Consider the following 15,802-nt stretch of genomic DNA (forward strand, 5'->3'; position numbering starts at 1 on the left):
GAGGACTCCGATATGTCGTTCGGTTCGTGACTGTCGATCAGCGGACGGTCGCGAAAACGTCCTCGAAGACCTTCCACACCTGCCGAACGACGATCTTCACGTCGAACCAGAACGATTGCTGGCGGATGTACTCGAGGTCGTACCGCAGTTTCGTGTTCGGATCGGTGCTCTTCGCGTTGTTGATCTGTGCCAGTCCGGTCAGTCCGGGCTTGACGAACCAGCGTTTGCGCCACGACGGCGCGGTTTCCTCGAGCAGCGTTTCCTCCTCGGTCCAGACGGCGCGAGGGCCGACGACGCTCATGTCGCCGACGAGAATCGACCAGAGCTGCGGGAGCTCGTCCAGATGGGTTTTCCTCAGAACGTAACCAACGCGGGTGATCCGGTCGTTCTCGTCGTCGTCGATCGGGACGGCGGATTCTCCCTCCGGAATCATCGAGCGGAACTTGTACACGGGGAAGGTCTCGCCGAAGCCGGCGGTTCGGTCCTGACTGTAAAACACCGGCCCGGGGCTGTCGAGTTTGATCGCGGTCGCAATTACGACGAGCAGCGGCGCGAACGCGACCAGCCCGACGACGGCGAACGCGATATCGAACACCCGCTTGAACAGGTGGTCCAGCGGGTCCCACGGCTCGAGGTCCACGTCCACCAGTTCCCCGACGTCACCCTCCGAAACCAGCACGCTATCGGCGTACTTCCGGTGGACCTTGGCGTCCACGCCGTGTTCGTGACAGGCGTCCAGCGCGCCGAAGAACTCCGCGCGGTCGGCCTGCTGGAACGCGAGCACGGCGGTGTCGACGTCGTACGCGACGAGGACGTCCTCGAGTCGCGAGAGCCCGCCGAGGCGGGAGAGGGCGGCGAGCGGATCGGCGTCGTCCACGAGCCCCTCGTGGCGGAGTTCGACGCCGCCGTCGGTGATCGCGCGATCCGGGTCCGCCGTCGTCACGGACGCCGCGGCGGTGCCGGTGACGGTGGGACAGAGGTAGCCGACGACGGGGGCGTCGATCGCGGGCGCGACGCGCTCGATCTGGTCGGGGTCGTCGCCCACGATCAGCGTCCGGCCGTCGGTATCGACGGGCCGACCGCGGATAACGAGAAACCAGCCGGGCAAGACGACCGCGAGGAAGCCGACGGTCATGACGAGCGTCGCCCGCGGGAGGCGGTGGGACCACTGGAAGTAGCCGAGCGTCGCCAGCGCGAGCCCGCCGACGAGGACGCGCTTCTGGACGAGAAAGACCGTATCGAGAATGCGGCGAGGCCGCGGCTTGTACAGGGGCCAGGCCGCGCTCGCGATCGCGACGACGGCCAGGACGAGCGCCCATCGGAGCGACGGCCCGCTGAGGACCGTCGGTTCTAACCGATTAAACAGGGGAACGACCGAGGTAAAGACGGATTGGAAGGTAGCGTGGTTCGCGACGAGGACCGCGACGGCGACGAGATACGCAGTCCCGACGGCGCTCGCGAACCGATACCGCCAGCCGGTAAGCATCGACTAATGGAGTAACCTGCACTCCCATATATGCTTTGAAACGACTAACACGCCGACATACCACTATATATCGATTGTGGCCGATTCGGCTCCGAACGCTCGCTGCCCGGAGATGTACCGAACTCGATACGATCGGCGAACCGCGACGAAATACGCACGGTTTTTGTAGCCGTCGTGGGACCGTCGTAACGATGGACGTACTCGTCACGGGCGGTGCGGGCTTTATCGGCGGCCATATCGCGGAGACGATCGCACGGAGCGGCCACGACGTAACGGTGCTCGACAATTTCGAACCGTACTACGACCTCGGCATCAAGGAACGAAACGTCGACGCCGGCAGGGCGGCCGCGGACGAATCCGGCTCGAGCTACCGGCTCGTCGAGGGATCGATCACCGACGCGGAACTGGTCGAGGACCTCGTCGCCGACGTCGACGTCGCCTACCACCAGGCGGCGCAGGCGGGCGTTCGATCGAGCATCGACGAGCCGAAGAAGGTCAACACGTACAACGTCGACGGGACGATCAACCTGCTCGAGGCCGCCAGAGCGCACGACCTCGAGCGCGTCGTCGTGGCCTCGTCCTCGTCGGTGTACGGCAAGCCGGCGTACCTCCCCTACGACGAGGACCACCCGACGACCCCGGTCTCGCCGTACGGCGTCTCGAAGCTCGCGACGGAGCAGTACACCCGCGTCTACAACGAGATCTACGGCCTCCCGACGGTTGCGCTCCGATACTTCACCGTCTACGGCCCGCGAATGCGGCCGAATATGGCGATGACGAATTTCGTATCCAGGTGTCTCCACGGCGAACCGCCGGTGATCTACGGCGACGGCGAGCAGACGCGTGATTTCACCTACATCGAGGACATCGTCCGGGTCAACGAACGGCTCCTCGAGGACGACAGTGCGGACGGCGAGATCTGCAACGTGGGCTCGACGGACAACATCGACATCCGCACGCTGGCGGCGGTCGTCCGCGACGAGATCGATCCGAGCCTCGAGCTCGAGTTCGACGAGGCCCGCACGGGCGACGCCGAGCACACCCACGCCGATATCGAAAAGGCGAACGAGATCCTCGGCTACGAACCGACCGTCGACATCCGGGAGGGCGTTTCGAAGTTCATCGACTGGTATCACGAGAACCGGGAGTGGTACGACCCGCTCGTCCGGTCTTCGTAACCAGTACTGCCGAGCACTGTTCGCACGTGAGAGCGAGTCGGGAGTTCGTCGGTGAGGAGTAGAACCGTTGGAGGACGGGCTGGGCGCGCCTGTTACTCGGACGGGGTTGCAACGGCGGCTTCCGCGTCCTCCTGCAGCCGCCGTTCGGCTTCCTCCCGGTCTTCCGGATAGCCGACGTCGATCCGCCAGCCCTCGAGCCCGATCGCGTCGATCGTCCGTCCCGACCGAATCAGGAGGTCGATCGCTTCGCTGATCTCGTACTCGCCGCGGTTCGACGGCTGCACTAACTCGCAAGCGGGGAATATCGCGGGGGTGAACGTGTAGAACCCGGTCATCACGAGGTTCGACGGCGGATCGTCCGGCTTTTCGACGACGTCGGTGATCTCGCCGTACTTGTTGGTGTCGCAGACCCCGTAGCGCGACGCCTCCTCCCAGGGCACTTCCTCGACGAGGAACGCCGCGTCCGCGCGGTCCTCCTGCTGGCGGCGGACGACGTCTTCGAGGTTCGCGTCGAAGACGTTGTCGCCGAGAATCAGCATGAAGTCGTCGTCGATGTGCTGTTCGACGGTCAACAGGGCGTGTGCGAGCCCCTTCTGCTCGCGCTGGTGTGCGTACGTGATCGGTACCCCGCGGTAGTCGTCGCCGTAGTGGTCGATGATCACCTCTTTCAGGTAGCCGACGACGACGACGAACTCCTCCGCGCCGAGGTCGACGAGGGTATCGAAACAGTGGGTGAGGATCGGTCGCCCGTCGACCTCGACCATCCCCTTGGGTTTGTCCTCGGTGAGCGGCCGAAGACGCGTTCCTTCCCCCGCGGCGAGAACGACTGCGTTCATTACTGCTACCATGATGAGTCCCCTCATATGGCTTTTCTGGCCCGGGGGAAGTCGGCCCCGACGCGGAACCGAACGGTCGGCCGAGAGCGGCGTGACCGGTGACCGCAAGGATAATCTGCGCGGATCGCGCCTGATTCGGATAATGCACGTTACGGTCATCGGGAGCGGCTACGTCGGCACGACGATCGCCGCCTGTTTCGCGGCGTTCGGGCACGAGGTGACCGCGATCGATATCGACGAGGAGATCGTCGCGGCGCTCAACGACGGGCGGGCACCGATCGCCGAACCCGGGTTGGACGACCTCCTCGAGACCCACGCCGGTGATCGGCTCACGGCGACGACGTCTTACGACGCCGTCCCCGAATCGGACGTGACGTTCCTGGCGATCGGCACGCCCTCGAACGAGGACGGGAGCATCGATCTCACCGCGCTGGAAGGGGCCGCGGGAGCGACGGGCGAGGCGCTCGCCAGAAAATCGGACCGGCACCTCGTCGTCGTCAAGAGTACCGTGACGCCGCCGAGCATTCCGGACGTGCTCGAGCCGGCGATCCGCGCCGGTGCCGACGGCAACGACGCCGTGGAAGTCGGTACGAACCCCGAGTTCCTCAGGGAGGGAAGCGCGGTCGCCGACTTCCGGAACCCGGACAAGGTCGTCTTCGGGACCCGCTCCGCGTGGGCGACGGACCGGCTGGCCGCGGTGTTCGAGCCGGTGCTCGACGCCGAGACGCCGGTGATCGACACCGACCCGCAGACGGCCGCGATGATCAAGTACGCGAACAACGCCTTCCTCGCCGCGAAGATCAGCCTGGTCAACGATCTCGGAAATATCTGCAAGGAGTTCGGCCTGGACGCGTACGAGGTGATGGACGCCGTCGGTCTCGACGACCGCATCTCGGACCAGTTCCTCCGCAGCGGGGTCGGCTGGGGCGGCTCCTGTTTCCCCAAGGACGTGGACGCCATCCGAGCCGCCGCTCGCGAGGGCGGTTACGAGCCCGCGATGCTCGAGGCCGCCGTCGAGATCAACGATCGACAACCCGCCCGGATGATCGACCTGCTCGAGGACCACGTCGCGCTCGACGGGGCGCGGATCGCCGTCCTCGGCCTGTCGTTCAAGCCCCGAACGGACGACGTCAGGAACTCGCGAGCGATTCCCGTGATCGAGGGGCTCCGAGAGCGCGGTGCCGACGTCGTCGCGTACGACCCGGTCGCGATCGAGGCGATGCGGGCCCGGGTCCCCGATATCGACTACGCGAACGCTGCCGAAGGCGCGCTGGACGGAAGCGACGGCGCGGTCGTGGTCACGGACTGGGACGAGTTCGCGGCGCTCGACGACGAGTTCGACGCGATGAACGAGGCCGTCGTCGTCGACGGGCGACGAATCGTCGAACGCCGCGAGGGGATCACGTACGAGGGGCTGACGTACTAGGCGGCGTGCCGTAGTCGGTGATCGTGGCCCGACGAGGGCGGGATCGGACGGTTCGCTGCCGAGTACTCGTCCCTTTGCGGCGACGCAGCCGCTGCCTTACTATTCCGGGCGGCGAGGAACGGACGTCAGCGCCGTTCCGGCCGCACGTATCGACGGCGGTCGGTCCGGGTGCGATACCGACGCCGCGACGGGGCCGATACGATCAAACCCCTCCGCCGAAAGAGAAGAACAGATGCGTCTCTCGAGGAGGGTCGCGGTCGTCGCCGTCTTGCTCGTCGCGCTCGGTGGACTCTGCGTCCACTACGGCGCGACCCACGACGACAACTGGCCGCATCCGACCGGCGAGCAGCTCCAGGAACGGGGGGTCGAGGCGTTCGTCGGCGACCGCGTGCTCCTGTTCGGCGAGGTCCGAAGCGTCGATGCCGACGCCGACGTGATCACCATCCACGTCGTCGACAACAGCGACGCGGTCGCGGCCGAACTCGCGGTCAGCGGCGTCGACGAGCGGGTCGAACCGGGCGGCGTCGTGCAGGTCTACGGCGTGCTCGAGTCCGAGACCACGATGCGCGCGGCGGAAACGGTGGTCGTGAACCGCGATCGGTCGGCGACCGCGTTCAAACTCGGGGCGTCGGTCGTCGGCCTCTGCTTGGCGGTGGGGTACTTCCTCCGGCAGTGGCGCGTGAACGGCCGATCGCTCGCCGTCGGACCGAGAGCCGTCGACGCCGACCCAGAGGCCGACGAGGTGGACCACCGTGGCTGACCTCCTCTCGCACGTCCTCCTCGCGTACGCGGGCTGTACGGTCGCGGGCTGGTACCGGCCGATCCCGAGCCGCTGGACCGCCGTGGTGATGATCGGTGCGATCCTCCCGGATCTGAATCGGGGTACCCTGCTCGTCGGCAACGGGACACTCGAGGCGGCCCTCGGGATGCCGTTCGACCTCGACGGACTGGCGACCCTCGGCGGTGCCATCGTCCTCGCCGGGATCGGTGCGATGGTCGTCGCCGACCGGCATCGACGGGCGTTCGTCGCCCTGCTCGCGGGTGCGCTCTCGCACCTCCTCGTCGACGCCGTCAAGGCCTACGCCGACGGGGCCGCCGGGATGTGGCTGTACCCGTTCGCGTGGGTCCGCCATCCCACGCCGAGCCTCTACGTCTCGTCCGATCCGGCGGTTCTCGCGGTCGCCATCTCGATCGCGGTCGTGGTGGTCGCGATCGACCGATATGCGGTCCGAACGCGTTGAAACCGATGGCGACCGCGACCGGGAAAGCGCCGACATGACAACACCTATGGTCCCGGAACCGGCTCCCTCCCGCATGAACGTCCGGAGGAAGCGATGCCGCTGATCGACGACGAGGGGAACCTCTTCGGCGTCGTCAACGTCATCGACGCACTCGCAGTGTGTCTGGTCGTGGCCGTACTGATCGCGGGTGTCGCCGTCGTCGGGGTCCTCGGCGACGGAAACGGAGCCGCTGCTCCCGAGGGCTCGTCGACCAACGAAACCGGGGACGACAGCCAACCGGCGACCCGATACGCGACGATCGATCTCGGAACGCAACCCGATTACCTCGCGGCGGCCATCGCCGACGGCGACCGTGCGGTGGTCGACGCGGACGGACACAACCTGACGGTCACCGACGTCTACACCACTCCGACGAGCGGCGGTGACGAGGGACACGTCGTCGTCCGCGCCCGTATCGACGGCGAGTATCCCCCGGAAGGCGGCAACGAAACGGCGTTCCAGCTCGGCGATCGGTCCGTTCGGATCGGCGGCGACGTGACGATCGACACGGCCGACTACGAACTGCGGGGGACCGTCCACCAGCTCGAGGACGACGGAACGACCCTCCCGACCGCGCGAACGACCGTCCACCTCGAGTCCAACGTGTCGGCGACGACGGCCGACGCGATCGAAACCGGCGACGAGTATCGATTCGCCGGGCGGACCGTCGCGACCGTGACCGACGTCGCGACGACCGACCTGGAGAACTCGTCGAAGACGGCCGTCGAACTCGAGGCCGACCTCGTGACGATCGATCGGGCCGGAACGAAGACGTTCGGCGGACGGGCGCTCAGTACCGGCTCCCGGATCACGCTCCGGACCGAGCGCTACGACGTCGGCGGTGAACTGATCCGCCGCGGGCCGTCGGAGCCGACCGACGGGACCGACTAGGATGTTGCGAGCCGCACTCGAGGGGTCGACGGCCGTTCGGTTCCTCGAATCGCTCCCCGACCGAGCCGAGACCGCGTTCGAAGCCAGCGGGCTCCGCACGTTCGGGACCGCGGTCGGCCGGTACGTTCGCGCGTCGTACTGTTACCGGTGGCTGACGGCAGAGCCCGAGCCGGACGTCATCGTGATCGATCTCCGGGACACGTACACCGTCGGACCGATCGTCCGACTCCTCGAGGCGACGGGAGACGCGCTCGAGGACGGGTACGCACGGTCGCGGACCGAATCGGTCGTTTCGGCGACCGCCGAGGCCGTCCGCGCGCACCCGATCCGAACGCTTGGCGCTGTCGGCCTCGCCTGCGTGCCGCCGTCGCTGCTCGCGCTCACGCTGGTGGGATCGCTCTCGATCGCGCTGTTCGCCGGTCACGTCCTCGCGGCCGTCCTGTCGGCCGCCGCGCTCCGGTCGACGCGCTCCCTGTCGGCGCTGCTCGAGAGCCGTCCGGTGGCGCTCCTCGCGGCGGCGCTCGAGCCGCCCGAACCGCCCGACTCGGGTCGTGCTTCGGAGACGGACGGACCGGGGGCGGCGAACAGAACGGGTGCGCTCGAGGAATCGGCCGCCGCGGAGACGACGAACGACGAGACCGAGCCCTGACTCGCTGCTCGAGAGTGGACGAGCGCGACCGTTTCTCAGGATCGTCGGATGCTCGAGTTAGTAAAATTAATAGCCTACGGAGTGAGTAGTACCGGTGAATGAACGAAGTTGGGCCGTGGGCGATACTCGGGCTCAGTTGGGTCCTCGTCGTACTGGCGTCGGGGCTCTGTCTCTGCTACGCGATCAGGGCTGACGCCGCCGCTCGTGGGTCGAGCGCCTTCGGGTGGGGTGTCTGGCTGTTCCTCTTGCTCCCGATCGCCATCCCGGCGTACGCGGTGTACCGGACGCGTCTCCCCGCCCGTCGCGAACCGGCCGGCCCGCTCGAGCGGGTGCTCGGCGCGGTCGGAATCGGCGGGATGACCGCGGTCATCGGCTCGGCGCTCGTCTCACCGCCGGACCCGTTCACCCAGGCGCTCTATACGATGCCGCTGCTGATCGTCGCCGTTCCCGCGGCGTACCTCGTCTGTTACGAGCCCGGCTGGCGAGCGCTCGGCACGTGACCGGCGGTACCGCCGTGGCCGTCGCTCACACGGGTCGTCTCGAGCCGGGCGCGACGAAAACCGATGACGGCGGCTCTACAGGTCCATCCCGCCGTTGACGTCGATCACTTCCCCGGTCACGTACGACGAGTCCTTGCTCGCGAGGAACCGGACGACTGCGGCGATGTCCTCGACTTCCGCCAGCCGCTCGAGCGGGATGCCCGCGATGATCCGGTCGAGGACCTTGTCGGGGACGCTATCGAGCATGTCGGTCGCGGTGAAGCCGGGGGCGACGCAGTTAGCCGTCGAGCCGCCCTTGGCGAGTTCGAGGGCGATCGTTCGCGTGAAACCGAACATGCCGCTCTTCGCGGCGGCGTAGTTGGCCTGTCCGTAGTTGCCCTGTTTGCCGACGACGCTCGAGATGTTGATCAGCCGGCCCTCCTCCGCGTTCCAGATGTCGTCGTAGAACAGTTGGGTGCAGTTGAACATGCCGCCGAGGTTGACGTCCATGACGCGGTTCCACTCCTCGGGGGACATTTCGGTGAACTGCTTGTCGGCCGTGATGCCGGCGTTGTTCACGAGGACGTCGACCTGGCCGAAGGCCTCGTGACAGACGTCGACCATCTGCTCGACTTCCGCCCGGTCGGAGACGTCGGCCTGTGCTGCGACGGCCGAGCCGCCGGCCGACTCGATGGTATCGACGGCCTCGTAGGCGTCGCCTTCCGACGATCGGTAGTTGATCACGACGTTTGCACCTTCCTCACCGAGGTACTCGGCGATACCCCGGCCGATACCCCGAGCCGAGCCCGTGATAACACAGGTACGACCATCCATGGACATGAATCACACATTCAACGTCCGATGGTAAATAACGACCTGTTAGTTATCGGTACGATAAACTGGATAATAACCCGACTGCCGGCCGGTGCGCTGCGGTGCTACGCGATCGTTGCACCGCCGGCTCGGCGATTCACCGCTGCGCTGCCCGAACTGGTCGGAACCACTGGACGGAGTGAGAACCGGCGCGGAGTCGAAGCCGCCACGACCGCTAGCGGTCCCGAGCCTGGTCGATCCAGTCGTCGATCCGGCTCGGAGCGATGCCCGTCTCGGCGGCGAGTTCGGCGACGTCGGCCGCGACGAGCTGGTCGAACGTGTCGATACCGGCTGCGGCGAGGTCCTCGGCGTACGCCTGCCCGATCCCCGTCAGTTCGGTGAGGTCGTCGGCGTCGGACTCGATCTCCGACGCGGCGTCGTCGCCGGCCACTTCCTCGACGACGTCCTCGTCGACGGCCATCTCGCCGGGCTCCGCGGGTTCCTCCTGCACGTCGGCCTCGCCGCGCTCGACGATCTCGTCCGCGGAGCGATCTTCGCCGTGGTGGTCGCTCGTCTGGGCGTCGAGATCGGTATCCGTCTCGGTATCGGACCCGGTCTCGACGCTCGTTCCGCCGTTCGCGAGGTCTTCCGCTCCCGTCTCGTCGCCGGCGATGTCCGCGGCGAGCGCGGCGTCCGACTCCTCGGGTGCCGGCGTCGCGGACTCGGACTCGACGTCGGTTCCGTTCGACCGCTCCTCGAACCAGTCACAGACCTGCGGCCAGAGGTCGGCGTGACTCCGCGAGGAGACCGACATGCCGATGTGTCCCGTCGCGAACTCGAGGATGTCGGTGTCCTCGGAGGCGATCACGTCGTTGAACGGTTTGGAGGCTTCCGGCGGGATGAGGTGGTCGTACTCGGCGACGATCTGGAGGACGGGCATGTCGATGTTCTCGAGGTCGACGTGCTCGTCGCCCAGATAGAGCTCGTTCTCGTAGAGCTTGTTCTCCTGGTAGATGTCGCGGATGAACTCCTCGTAGGCCTCGCCGGCCATGTCGATGCCCTCGTCGAGCCACCGCTCCATGCGGGCGAAGTTCTCGACGAAGTCCTCGTCCTCCATGTTGTCGTAGAACCGGACGTACTTCGTCACGTTGTTCGCGACGGGGTCCATCAGCGCGAAGCCGACGTCCAGGAATCCGGCAGGGACGTTGTCGAACGTCTCGGTGACCACTTCGGGATCGTAGTACTCCTCCCCGCCCCAGAGCTCGAGGACCCCGCCGTCGCCGGCGAAACAGAGGCCGGCTGCCATCAGCGCCAGGTTCTCGACCTTCTCGGGGTACAGCGAGGCGTACATGGCCGACTTCGTGCCGCCCATGCAGTAGCCGAGAATGTTGATCGAGTCCTGCCCGGACCGTTCCCGGACGACGTCGACGCAGTTGTCGATGTACCGGTTGACGTAGTCGTCCAGCGACAGCGACCGGTCGAGTTTCGAGGGCTCGCCCCAGTCGATCAGGTAGACGTCGAAGCCGGCCTCGAGCAGCGTCTGGACCACCGATCGGTCGGGCTGGAGGTCGAGGATGTACGGCTTGTTGATCAGCGCGTAGACGACGAGGATGGGGATGTCGTATTGCTCCTCCGTCATCGGCTCGTAGTGGAGGAGCCGGAGCTTGTTCTCCGCGTAGACGACCTCGCTGGGCGTCTGTCCAACGTCGATGTTCTCGACGGTTTCGGTGCGCTCGGGAGCGACCTGGGTCTTGTCGGCGAGGTCGGCGGTCGCCTCCCAGGCTTGCCGTTGCATGTTCAGCGCGGTTGCGAATGGGTTGTTCATTGCTCGTCTAGGTGGTCGAGAACGCGATCGAGTTTCTCTTCGACGGCGTGCTGGCGGCGCTCGAGTTCGACGAGGCGGTCACCGATCTCGACGACGTCGTCCTGCGTGGCGAAGCCGAGCGAGCGGAGCGTCTCCTGTGCGGCCTCGTCGGCCTGCTGCTGGAGTTCGAGGACGTCGCCGACCGTCTCGCCGGTCATCTTCGCGAACGCGGTCGTCGACATGATGTCTTTGAACGCCTCGTTGGCCGTGTTGAGCCAGATGTCGCGGAACTCCTCGATGTCGACCTCCTCACCCTCGAGCTGATCGTTCATCCGCTCGACCATCTGCTGGGAGGCGGTCATCCACGTCTCGTAGGCGCGGGCGTAGCCCTCGACGCCGTCGGAGAGCTCGGTGTCCTCGCTGACCTCGCCGACGGTCTCCGACCAGCTCTCGACGAACTGGGCCTGCGCTTCCATATTGTCCTCGAGCGCCTCGAGGAATTGCTCGTTCCACTGTTCGACGAACGCGTTCCAGTTCTGCGCCTCGGGTTGTGAGTCTGACATGGGTAAAAATTGACGGTGACGTGTAAAAAGCTGCGGCCGGCTCTACGCCGAGACGTCGAACTCGTCGGCGGCCTCTTCGACGTTTTCGGCGACGGCGCCGACGTTCTCTTCGACCTGCTCGTGCGCCTGGAGGGCCGCGTCGAAGGACGTGTCGACGACCTCGGAGTAGCTCCGGGCGAACTCCTCGTAGGCGACTTCCGACTCCTCGAGCGCGTCGAGGTAGGCGTCGATCGACTGCGACTGGGCCTCGGTGGCCGAGTCGAAGCCGTCGTCGACGAGCTCGCGGAGTTCGTCGAAGTCGGCCGCTTCCTCGGGCATCGAGGCCTCGAGGGCGTCGAAGTAGGCGTGGACGGCGCCCTTGGTCAGTTCGGCGTTGGACTCGGCGAGCGCGCTCGAGGTCTCGACGGCGTCGGCGAAGGCGCTGATCGAGCTCCGCTGGGCCTCGAGGGCGTCGTGGGTGAGCGACTGGCTCTGTTCGATTGCGGTGCGCTGTGCGTCGAAGACTGCGGTGAATGGGTTCTGTGTCATGATTGCTCCTCTCGGTTGCGTTTGACGGGGACGACGATCGTCTGGACGATATCGCCCTCCTCGATGTCGAGGGCTTCCCGTTCGGGGCCGGGAATGCTGATCCGACCGCCGCTCTGAACGCGGGCCTTGAACGTCGCCGTGCCCATGTTCATCGGCCCGAAGGCCGACGTGTTCTCGAGCGGGTTGGCCGACGTGGCCTGCAGCAACTGTTTCATCATCTCCTGCTGGGATTCGGCGACCTGCTCGCCCGCTTCCTGCATCTGCTCGGTGAACATCGAAGGCGGGAACCAGAGCGATCGGTCGGAGTCGTCCGTCATCAACAGTACCTTGGCTCGTGAACATAATAAGCCTTTCCACTATCTACCATCTAGTGGCAAGAGGTGGTGTCAGTTGGATCATGAACCCGTTGTACGGGTGCGATGACTGTCACGATCGACAGACCGACGACCCTGACTCTCGAGTCGTCTGTCACGAATCCCGCCCGAGAGGCGCTCTAATCCCATATTACTCCGGCTATTCGTCAGTAAACGGCTGTTAGGGCAGCCAAAGAAGTCATATACGTCCCACACTAAGCCGCCGGTAGATGCCACACCAGAACGCTGGGGGAGACAACTTCGCGGCCATGGCGGACGCGTGGTCGACCATGACGCGAGGGTTCCTGCGAACTGCGACCGCGGCGAATCGAGCGGCCGTTTCGGCGATGCTTCCGCCCGCTGCCACCGACGACGGTTCGGCGGGCGAGCGGACCGCCCCGCCGATCCCGTCGGTCGACTACTCCAACCTCGACTGGCAGTTCGATCGCACCGTCGACGATCCCGACCACATCAACGTCGGCGACACCGTGACCTTCGAGAAGGCGCTGACCGACGAGGACGTCCGGGCGTTCGCCGCGGTCAGCGGCGACACGAACCGACTCCACCTCGACGACGCCTTCGCGGCCGACACCCGCTTCGGCGAGCGCATCGTCCACGGAACGCTCGTCTCCGGGCTCATCAGCGCCGCCCTCGCCCGGCTCCCCGGACTCACCATCTACCTCTCGCAGGACCTCGAGTTCAGCGGCCCCGTCGGCGTCGGCGACCGGGTCTCGGCCCGCGTCGAAATCGTCGAGAACCTCGGAAACGATCAGTACCGCCTCGAGACGGTCGTCCGCGACGAAGACGACGACGCGACGGTCATCGACGGCGAGGCCGTCGTGCTGATCGACGATCTCCCCGCCGAATAGCTGTTTTCCCGTCCCCCCGCCGGAGTTGGACGACGCGGTTGCAACGTCGCTAAGTACCTGCTCCCGGAACGGGCCCGTATGGGTCTCTTCGGAACTGCAGGAATCCGCGGTCCGGTCGAGGACGTCTCTCCCTCGCTCGCCCTCGCCGTCGGACAGGCCGCCGGTGAACCCGGGGAAACGTTCGTCGTCGGCCGGGACGGTCGAGAGACGGGACAGGCGCTCGCCGCCGCGATGGAAGCCGGCCTCGAGAGCGCCGGCGCCGACGTTCGGCGCGTAGGACAGGTGCCGACGCCCGCGCTCGCGTTCGCCTCGCGGGGGCGGCGGGGCGTGATGCTCACCGCGAGTCACAATCCGCCCGCGGACAACGGCATCAAACTCTTCGCGGACGGCGTCGAGTACGACCGCGACGCCGAACGTGTCATCGACGACCGCGTGACGAGCGGCGGCTCGCGGCTCGCCCGCTGGGACCAGTGGGGCGAGGGCGAGCGCCTCGGGGTGCTCGACCGATATCGCGACGCCGTCGAATCCTACGTTCGATCGCGGTTCCGCGATCGGACCGCCGAAGACGAGGCGTCGGCGGCCGGTCCTCTCGAGGGACTCCGGATCGCCGTCGACTGCGGGAACGGCGTCGGCGCGCTCGCGACGCCGCAGGTCCTGGAGCGCCTCGGTGCGACGACCGTGGCGATCAACGCGTCCGTCGACGGCCACTTCCCCGGCCGCCCGAGCAAGCCGACCCCCGAGACGCTCTCGGAGTTCACCGAGTTCCTCGTCGATGGCGATTTCGATCTCGGCCTCGCCCACGACGGCGACGCCGACCGCCTCGTCGTCCTCGACCCCGACGGCGAGGTGATCCACGAGGACACCGTCCTCGCCGTGGTCGCGGCCCGGTACACGGCCGATAGCGACGCCGCCGATCCCGTCGTCGTCACCACGCCCAACGCCTCCGCGCGCATCGACGAGCGGGTCCGCGCGGCCGGCGGCCGGGTCGAACGCGTCCGACTCGGGGCGCTACACGAGGGGATCGCGCGAGAACGCGCCGCCGGCGACGACGACACCGCGATCGTCTTCGCCGCCGAACCCTGGAAGCACATCCACACCGCGTTCGGCGGCTGGATCGACGGGGTCACCAGCGCCGCGGTCGTCGCCGCACTCGTCGCCGACGCCGGCGACACCGACCGCCTCCGAGAACCGGTCACCGAACGGCCGTATCGAAAGGTCAGCGTCGACTGTCCGGACGCGGCCAAGACCGATGCGATGACCGCCCTCGAGACTGCCCTCCCCGAGGCGTTCCCCGGCGCGACCGTCGATACGGACTACGGCGTCCGCCTCGAGTTCGACGACGCGTCGTGGCTGCTGGTCCGTCCGAGCGGGACGGAGCCGTACGTTCGCCTCTACGCGGAGAGCGATTCCGTCGACGAACTCGTTGGGGAGGCGCGAGCGGTCATCGAGGATGCGGTCGCGGGGACGACCTGACGGCGGCCGGCGTGGCTGCCGTCGGTGCTCTCGGAGTGGCACAAAATGACGGGGTACATGAAATTGCTCGGACTTAGCTGATTCGACGGCTATATACCGGATGTTTACCCTAATCCGGGTCATGGTACGAGATCGACGACAATTTATCAAAGGTGCGACCGCAATCGGGCTCGCCGGCATGGCCGGCTGCGTCGGCGGGTTCGGCGACGAAGGGGACACCGACGTACAGGTGGGAATGGTGTACGCGACCGGCGGCCTCGACGACGACTCGTTCAACGACATGGCCAAGCAAGGCGTCGTCGACGCCCGGGACGAGTTCGACCTCTCGTTCGACGAGACCGAACCGGAGGCCGCGAGCGAGTTCGACGGCGCGCAGCGCGACTTCGCCGAGTCCGGCGACTACGATCTGATCTGCTGCATCGGGTTCGCGCAGGCCGAAGCACTCTCCGGGAACGCCCCCGAGTACCCCGACCAGAACTTCATGATCATCGACTCCGTCGTCGAAGAGGACAACGTTCGGAGCTACACGTTCGGCGAACCGGAGGGCTCGTTCCAGGTCGGCCACCTCGCGGGCCTGTTGACCGACGAGGAGTTCGCAGCCGGTGCCGGCGAGACGAATCCGGACGAAAGCGTCGTCGGCTTCGTCGGCGGCCAGGAATCGCAGCTGATCGAGTCGTTCCAGGCCGGCTTCGAAGCCGGCGTCGAGTACGCCAACGAGGACGCCGAGGTCGTCTCGTCGTACGTCGGCGACTTCAACGACACCGCCGGCGGGCAGGAGGCCGCCCGAACGATGTACCAGAACCAGAACGCGGATATCGTCTTCCACGCGGCCGGCCGAACCGGCATCGGCGTCTTCCAGGCGGCCCAGGCGGAAGGCCGATTCGCGATCGGCGTCGACGACGACCAGTCGCGCTCGAACCCGGACTTCGCCGACGTCATCCTCGCGAGCATGGTCAAGCGCGTCGACACCGCGGTCTACACCGCTATCGAGTCCGTCGTCAACGACAACTTCGCGGGCGGCGAGGTCGAGACCCTGAGCCTCGAGCAGGAGGGCGTCGCCAACGTCTACGGCGACGAGCTCGGCGGCGAGATCCCCCAGGAGATCAAAGACCAGGTCGCGGACTCTCGACAGGCGATCATCGACGGCGAGATAGACGTCCCAAGCGAACTGTAA

The 15,802-nt window shown here is 66.6% G+C and carries 17 protein-coding genes; 10 read left to right on the forward strand and 7 right to left on the reverse strand.

What is annotated here, in order from left to right; translation table 11 throughout:
- Nucleotides 1-37 precede the first annotated feature (37 nt).
- Nucleotides 38-1,486: a sugar transferase gene (locus tag BMX07_RS00915; protein ID WP_090612081.1), complete on the reverse strand. Its 1,449-nt coding sequence runs from the start codon at nucleotides 1,484-1,486 to the stop codon at nucleotides 38-40.
- Nucleotides 1,487-1,677: 191 nt separating this feature from the next.
- On the opposite strand from BMX07_RS00915, the gene BMX07_RS00920 reads away from it, so the two are divergent.
- Entirely contained in the window at nucleotides 1,678-2,664 is a 987-nt protein-coding gene (locus BMX07_RS00920; RefSeq protein ID WP_090612084.1) for a GDP-mannose 4,6-dehydratase, read from the forward strand.
- 92 nt (nucleotides 2,665-2,756) lie between these two features.
- Here the strand turns inward: BMX07_RS00920 and aglF are convergent, their stop codons facing one another.
- Nucleotides 2,757-3,500: a UTP--glucose-1-phosphate uridylyltransferase AglF gene (gene aglF / locus BMX07_RS00925; RefSeq protein WP_090612087.1), complete on the reverse strand. Its 744-nt coding sequence runs from the start codon at nucleotides 3,498-3,500 to the stop codon at nucleotides 2,757-2,759.
- Between the two features lie 142 nt (nucleotides 3,501-3,642).
- Here aglF and aglM point away from each other — a divergent pair, with 142 nt between their 5' ends.
- From aglM to BMX07_RS00955, 6 genes are all read left to right on the forward strand, one after another.
- Nucleotides 3,643-4,926, forward strand: coding sequence for a UDP-glucose 6-dehydrogenase AglM (gene aglM / locus BMX07_RS00930; protein ID WP_090612091.1), 1,284 nt, complete (start codon nucleotides 3,643-3,645; stop codon nucleotides 4,924-4,926).
- A 232-nt stretch (nucleotides 4,927-5,158) separates the two neighbouring features.
- Nucleotides 5,159-5,686, forward strand: a complete 528-nt coding sequence (locus tag BMX07_RS00935) for an OB-like fold-containing membrane protein (RefSeq protein ID WP_090612094.1) — start codon at nucleotides 5,159-5,161, stop codon at nucleotides 5,684-5,686.
- Nucleotides 5,679-6,167, forward strand: coding sequence for a metal-dependent hydrolase (locus BMX07_RS00940; RefSeq protein ID WP_090612097.1), 489 nt, complete (start codon nucleotides 5,679-5,681; stop codon nucleotides 6,165-6,167). The genes BMX07_RS00935 and BMX07_RS00940 overlap by 8 nt, the downstream gene beginning before the upstream one ends.
- 93 nt (nucleotides 6,168-6,260) lie before the next feature.
- Entirely contained in the window at nucleotides 6,261-7,097 is an 837-nt protein-coding gene (locus BMX07_RS00945; RefSeq protein WP_090612100.1) for a DUF4330 domain-containing protein, read from the forward strand.
- A 1-nt stretch (nucleotide 7,098) separates the two neighbouring features.
- Entirely contained in the window at nucleotides 7,099-7,746 is a 648-nt protein-coding gene (locus BMX07_RS00950) for a hypothetical protein (RefSeq protein WP_090612105.1), read from the forward strand.
- A gap of 98 nt (nucleotides 7,747-7,844) precedes the next feature.
- Nucleotides 7,845-8,246: a DUF7534 family protein gene (locus BMX07_RS00955; RefSeq protein WP_090612108.1), complete on the forward strand. Its 402-nt coding sequence runs from the start codon at nucleotides 7,845-7,847 to the stop codon at nucleotides 8,244-8,246.
- 75 nt (nucleotides 8,247-8,321) lie between these two features.
- Here the strand turns inward: BMX07_RS00955 and BMX07_RS00960 are convergent, their stop codons facing one another.
- From BMX07_RS00960 to BMX07_RS00980, 5 genes are all read right to left on the reverse strand, one after another.
- Complete coding sequence (locus BMX07_RS00960; RefSeq protein ID WP_090612112.1) at nucleotides 8,322-9,065, reverse strand: beta-ketoacyl-ACP reductase; 744 nt, start codon at nucleotides 9,063-9,065, stop codon at nucleotides 8,322-8,324.
- A gap of 208 nt (nucleotides 9,066-9,273) precedes the next feature.
- Nucleotides 9,274-10,863: a class III poly(R)-hydroxyalkanoic acid synthase subunit PhaC gene (phaC, locus tag BMX07_RS00965; protein WP_090612116.1), complete on the reverse strand. Its 1,590-nt coding sequence runs from the start codon at nucleotides 10,861-10,863 to the stop codon at nucleotides 9,274-9,276.
- Nucleotides 10,860-11,405 carry a poly(R)-hydroxyalkanoic acid synthase subunit PhaE gene (locus BMX07_RS00970; protein WP_090612120.1) on the reverse strand — a complete coding sequence of 182 codons (546 nt, stop codon included), beginning with the start codon at nucleotides 11,403-11,405 and terminating at the stop codon, nucleotides 10,860-10,862. Before BMX07_RS00970 ends, phaC begins: the two co-directional genes overlap by 4 nt.
- 42 nt (nucleotides 11,406-11,447) lie before the next feature.
- Nucleotides 11,448-11,933, reverse strand: coding sequence for a hypothetical protein (locus tag BMX07_RS00975; protein WP_090612123.1), 486 nt, complete (start codon nucleotides 11,931-11,933; stop codon nucleotides 11,448-11,450).
- On the reverse strand, nucleotides 11,930-12,250 hold the full coding sequence (locus BMX07_RS00980) for an AbrB/MazE/SpoVT family DNA-binding domain-containing protein (RefSeq protein ID WP_090612128.1): 321 nt from the start codon (nucleotides 12,248-12,250) through the stop codon (nucleotides 11,930-11,932). The genes BMX07_RS00975 and BMX07_RS00980 overlap by 4 nt, the downstream gene beginning before the upstream one ends.
- A gap of 266 nt (nucleotides 12,251-12,516) precedes the next feature.
- On the opposite strand from BMX07_RS00980, the gene BMX07_RS00985 reads away from it, so the two are divergent.
- The 3 genes from BMX07_RS00985 to BMX07_RS00995 all read left to right on the forward strand — a co-directional run bounded on the left by BMX07_RS00985 (nucleotide 12,517) and on the right by BMX07_RS00995 (nucleotide 15,802).
- The gene (locus tag BMX07_RS00985) at nucleotides 12,517-13,155 is read left to right on the forward strand and encodes a MaoC family dehydratase (protein ID WP_090612133.1); all 639 of its coding nucleotides are present in this window, start codon (nucleotides 12,517-12,519) and stop codon (nucleotides 13,153-13,155) included.
- Between the two features lie 78 nt (nucleotides 13,156-13,233).
- Entirely contained in the window at nucleotides 13,234-14,628 is a 1,395-nt protein-coding gene (locus tag BMX07_RS00990; protein WP_090612136.1) for a phosphohexomutase domain-containing protein, read from the forward strand.
- Between the two features lie 121 nt (nucleotides 14,629-14,749).
- The gene (locus BMX07_RS00995; protein ID WP_090612142.1) at nucleotides 14,750-15,802 is read left to right on the forward strand and encodes a BMP family lipoprotein; all 1,053 of its coding nucleotides are present in this window, start codon (nucleotides 14,750-14,752) and stop codon (nucleotides 15,800-15,802) included.

It is taken from the genome of Natrinema salaciae, from assembly GCF_900110865.1.
Classification (GTDB): Archaea; Halobacteriota; Halobacteria; order Halobacteriales; family Natrialbaceae; genus Natrinema; species Natrinema salaciae.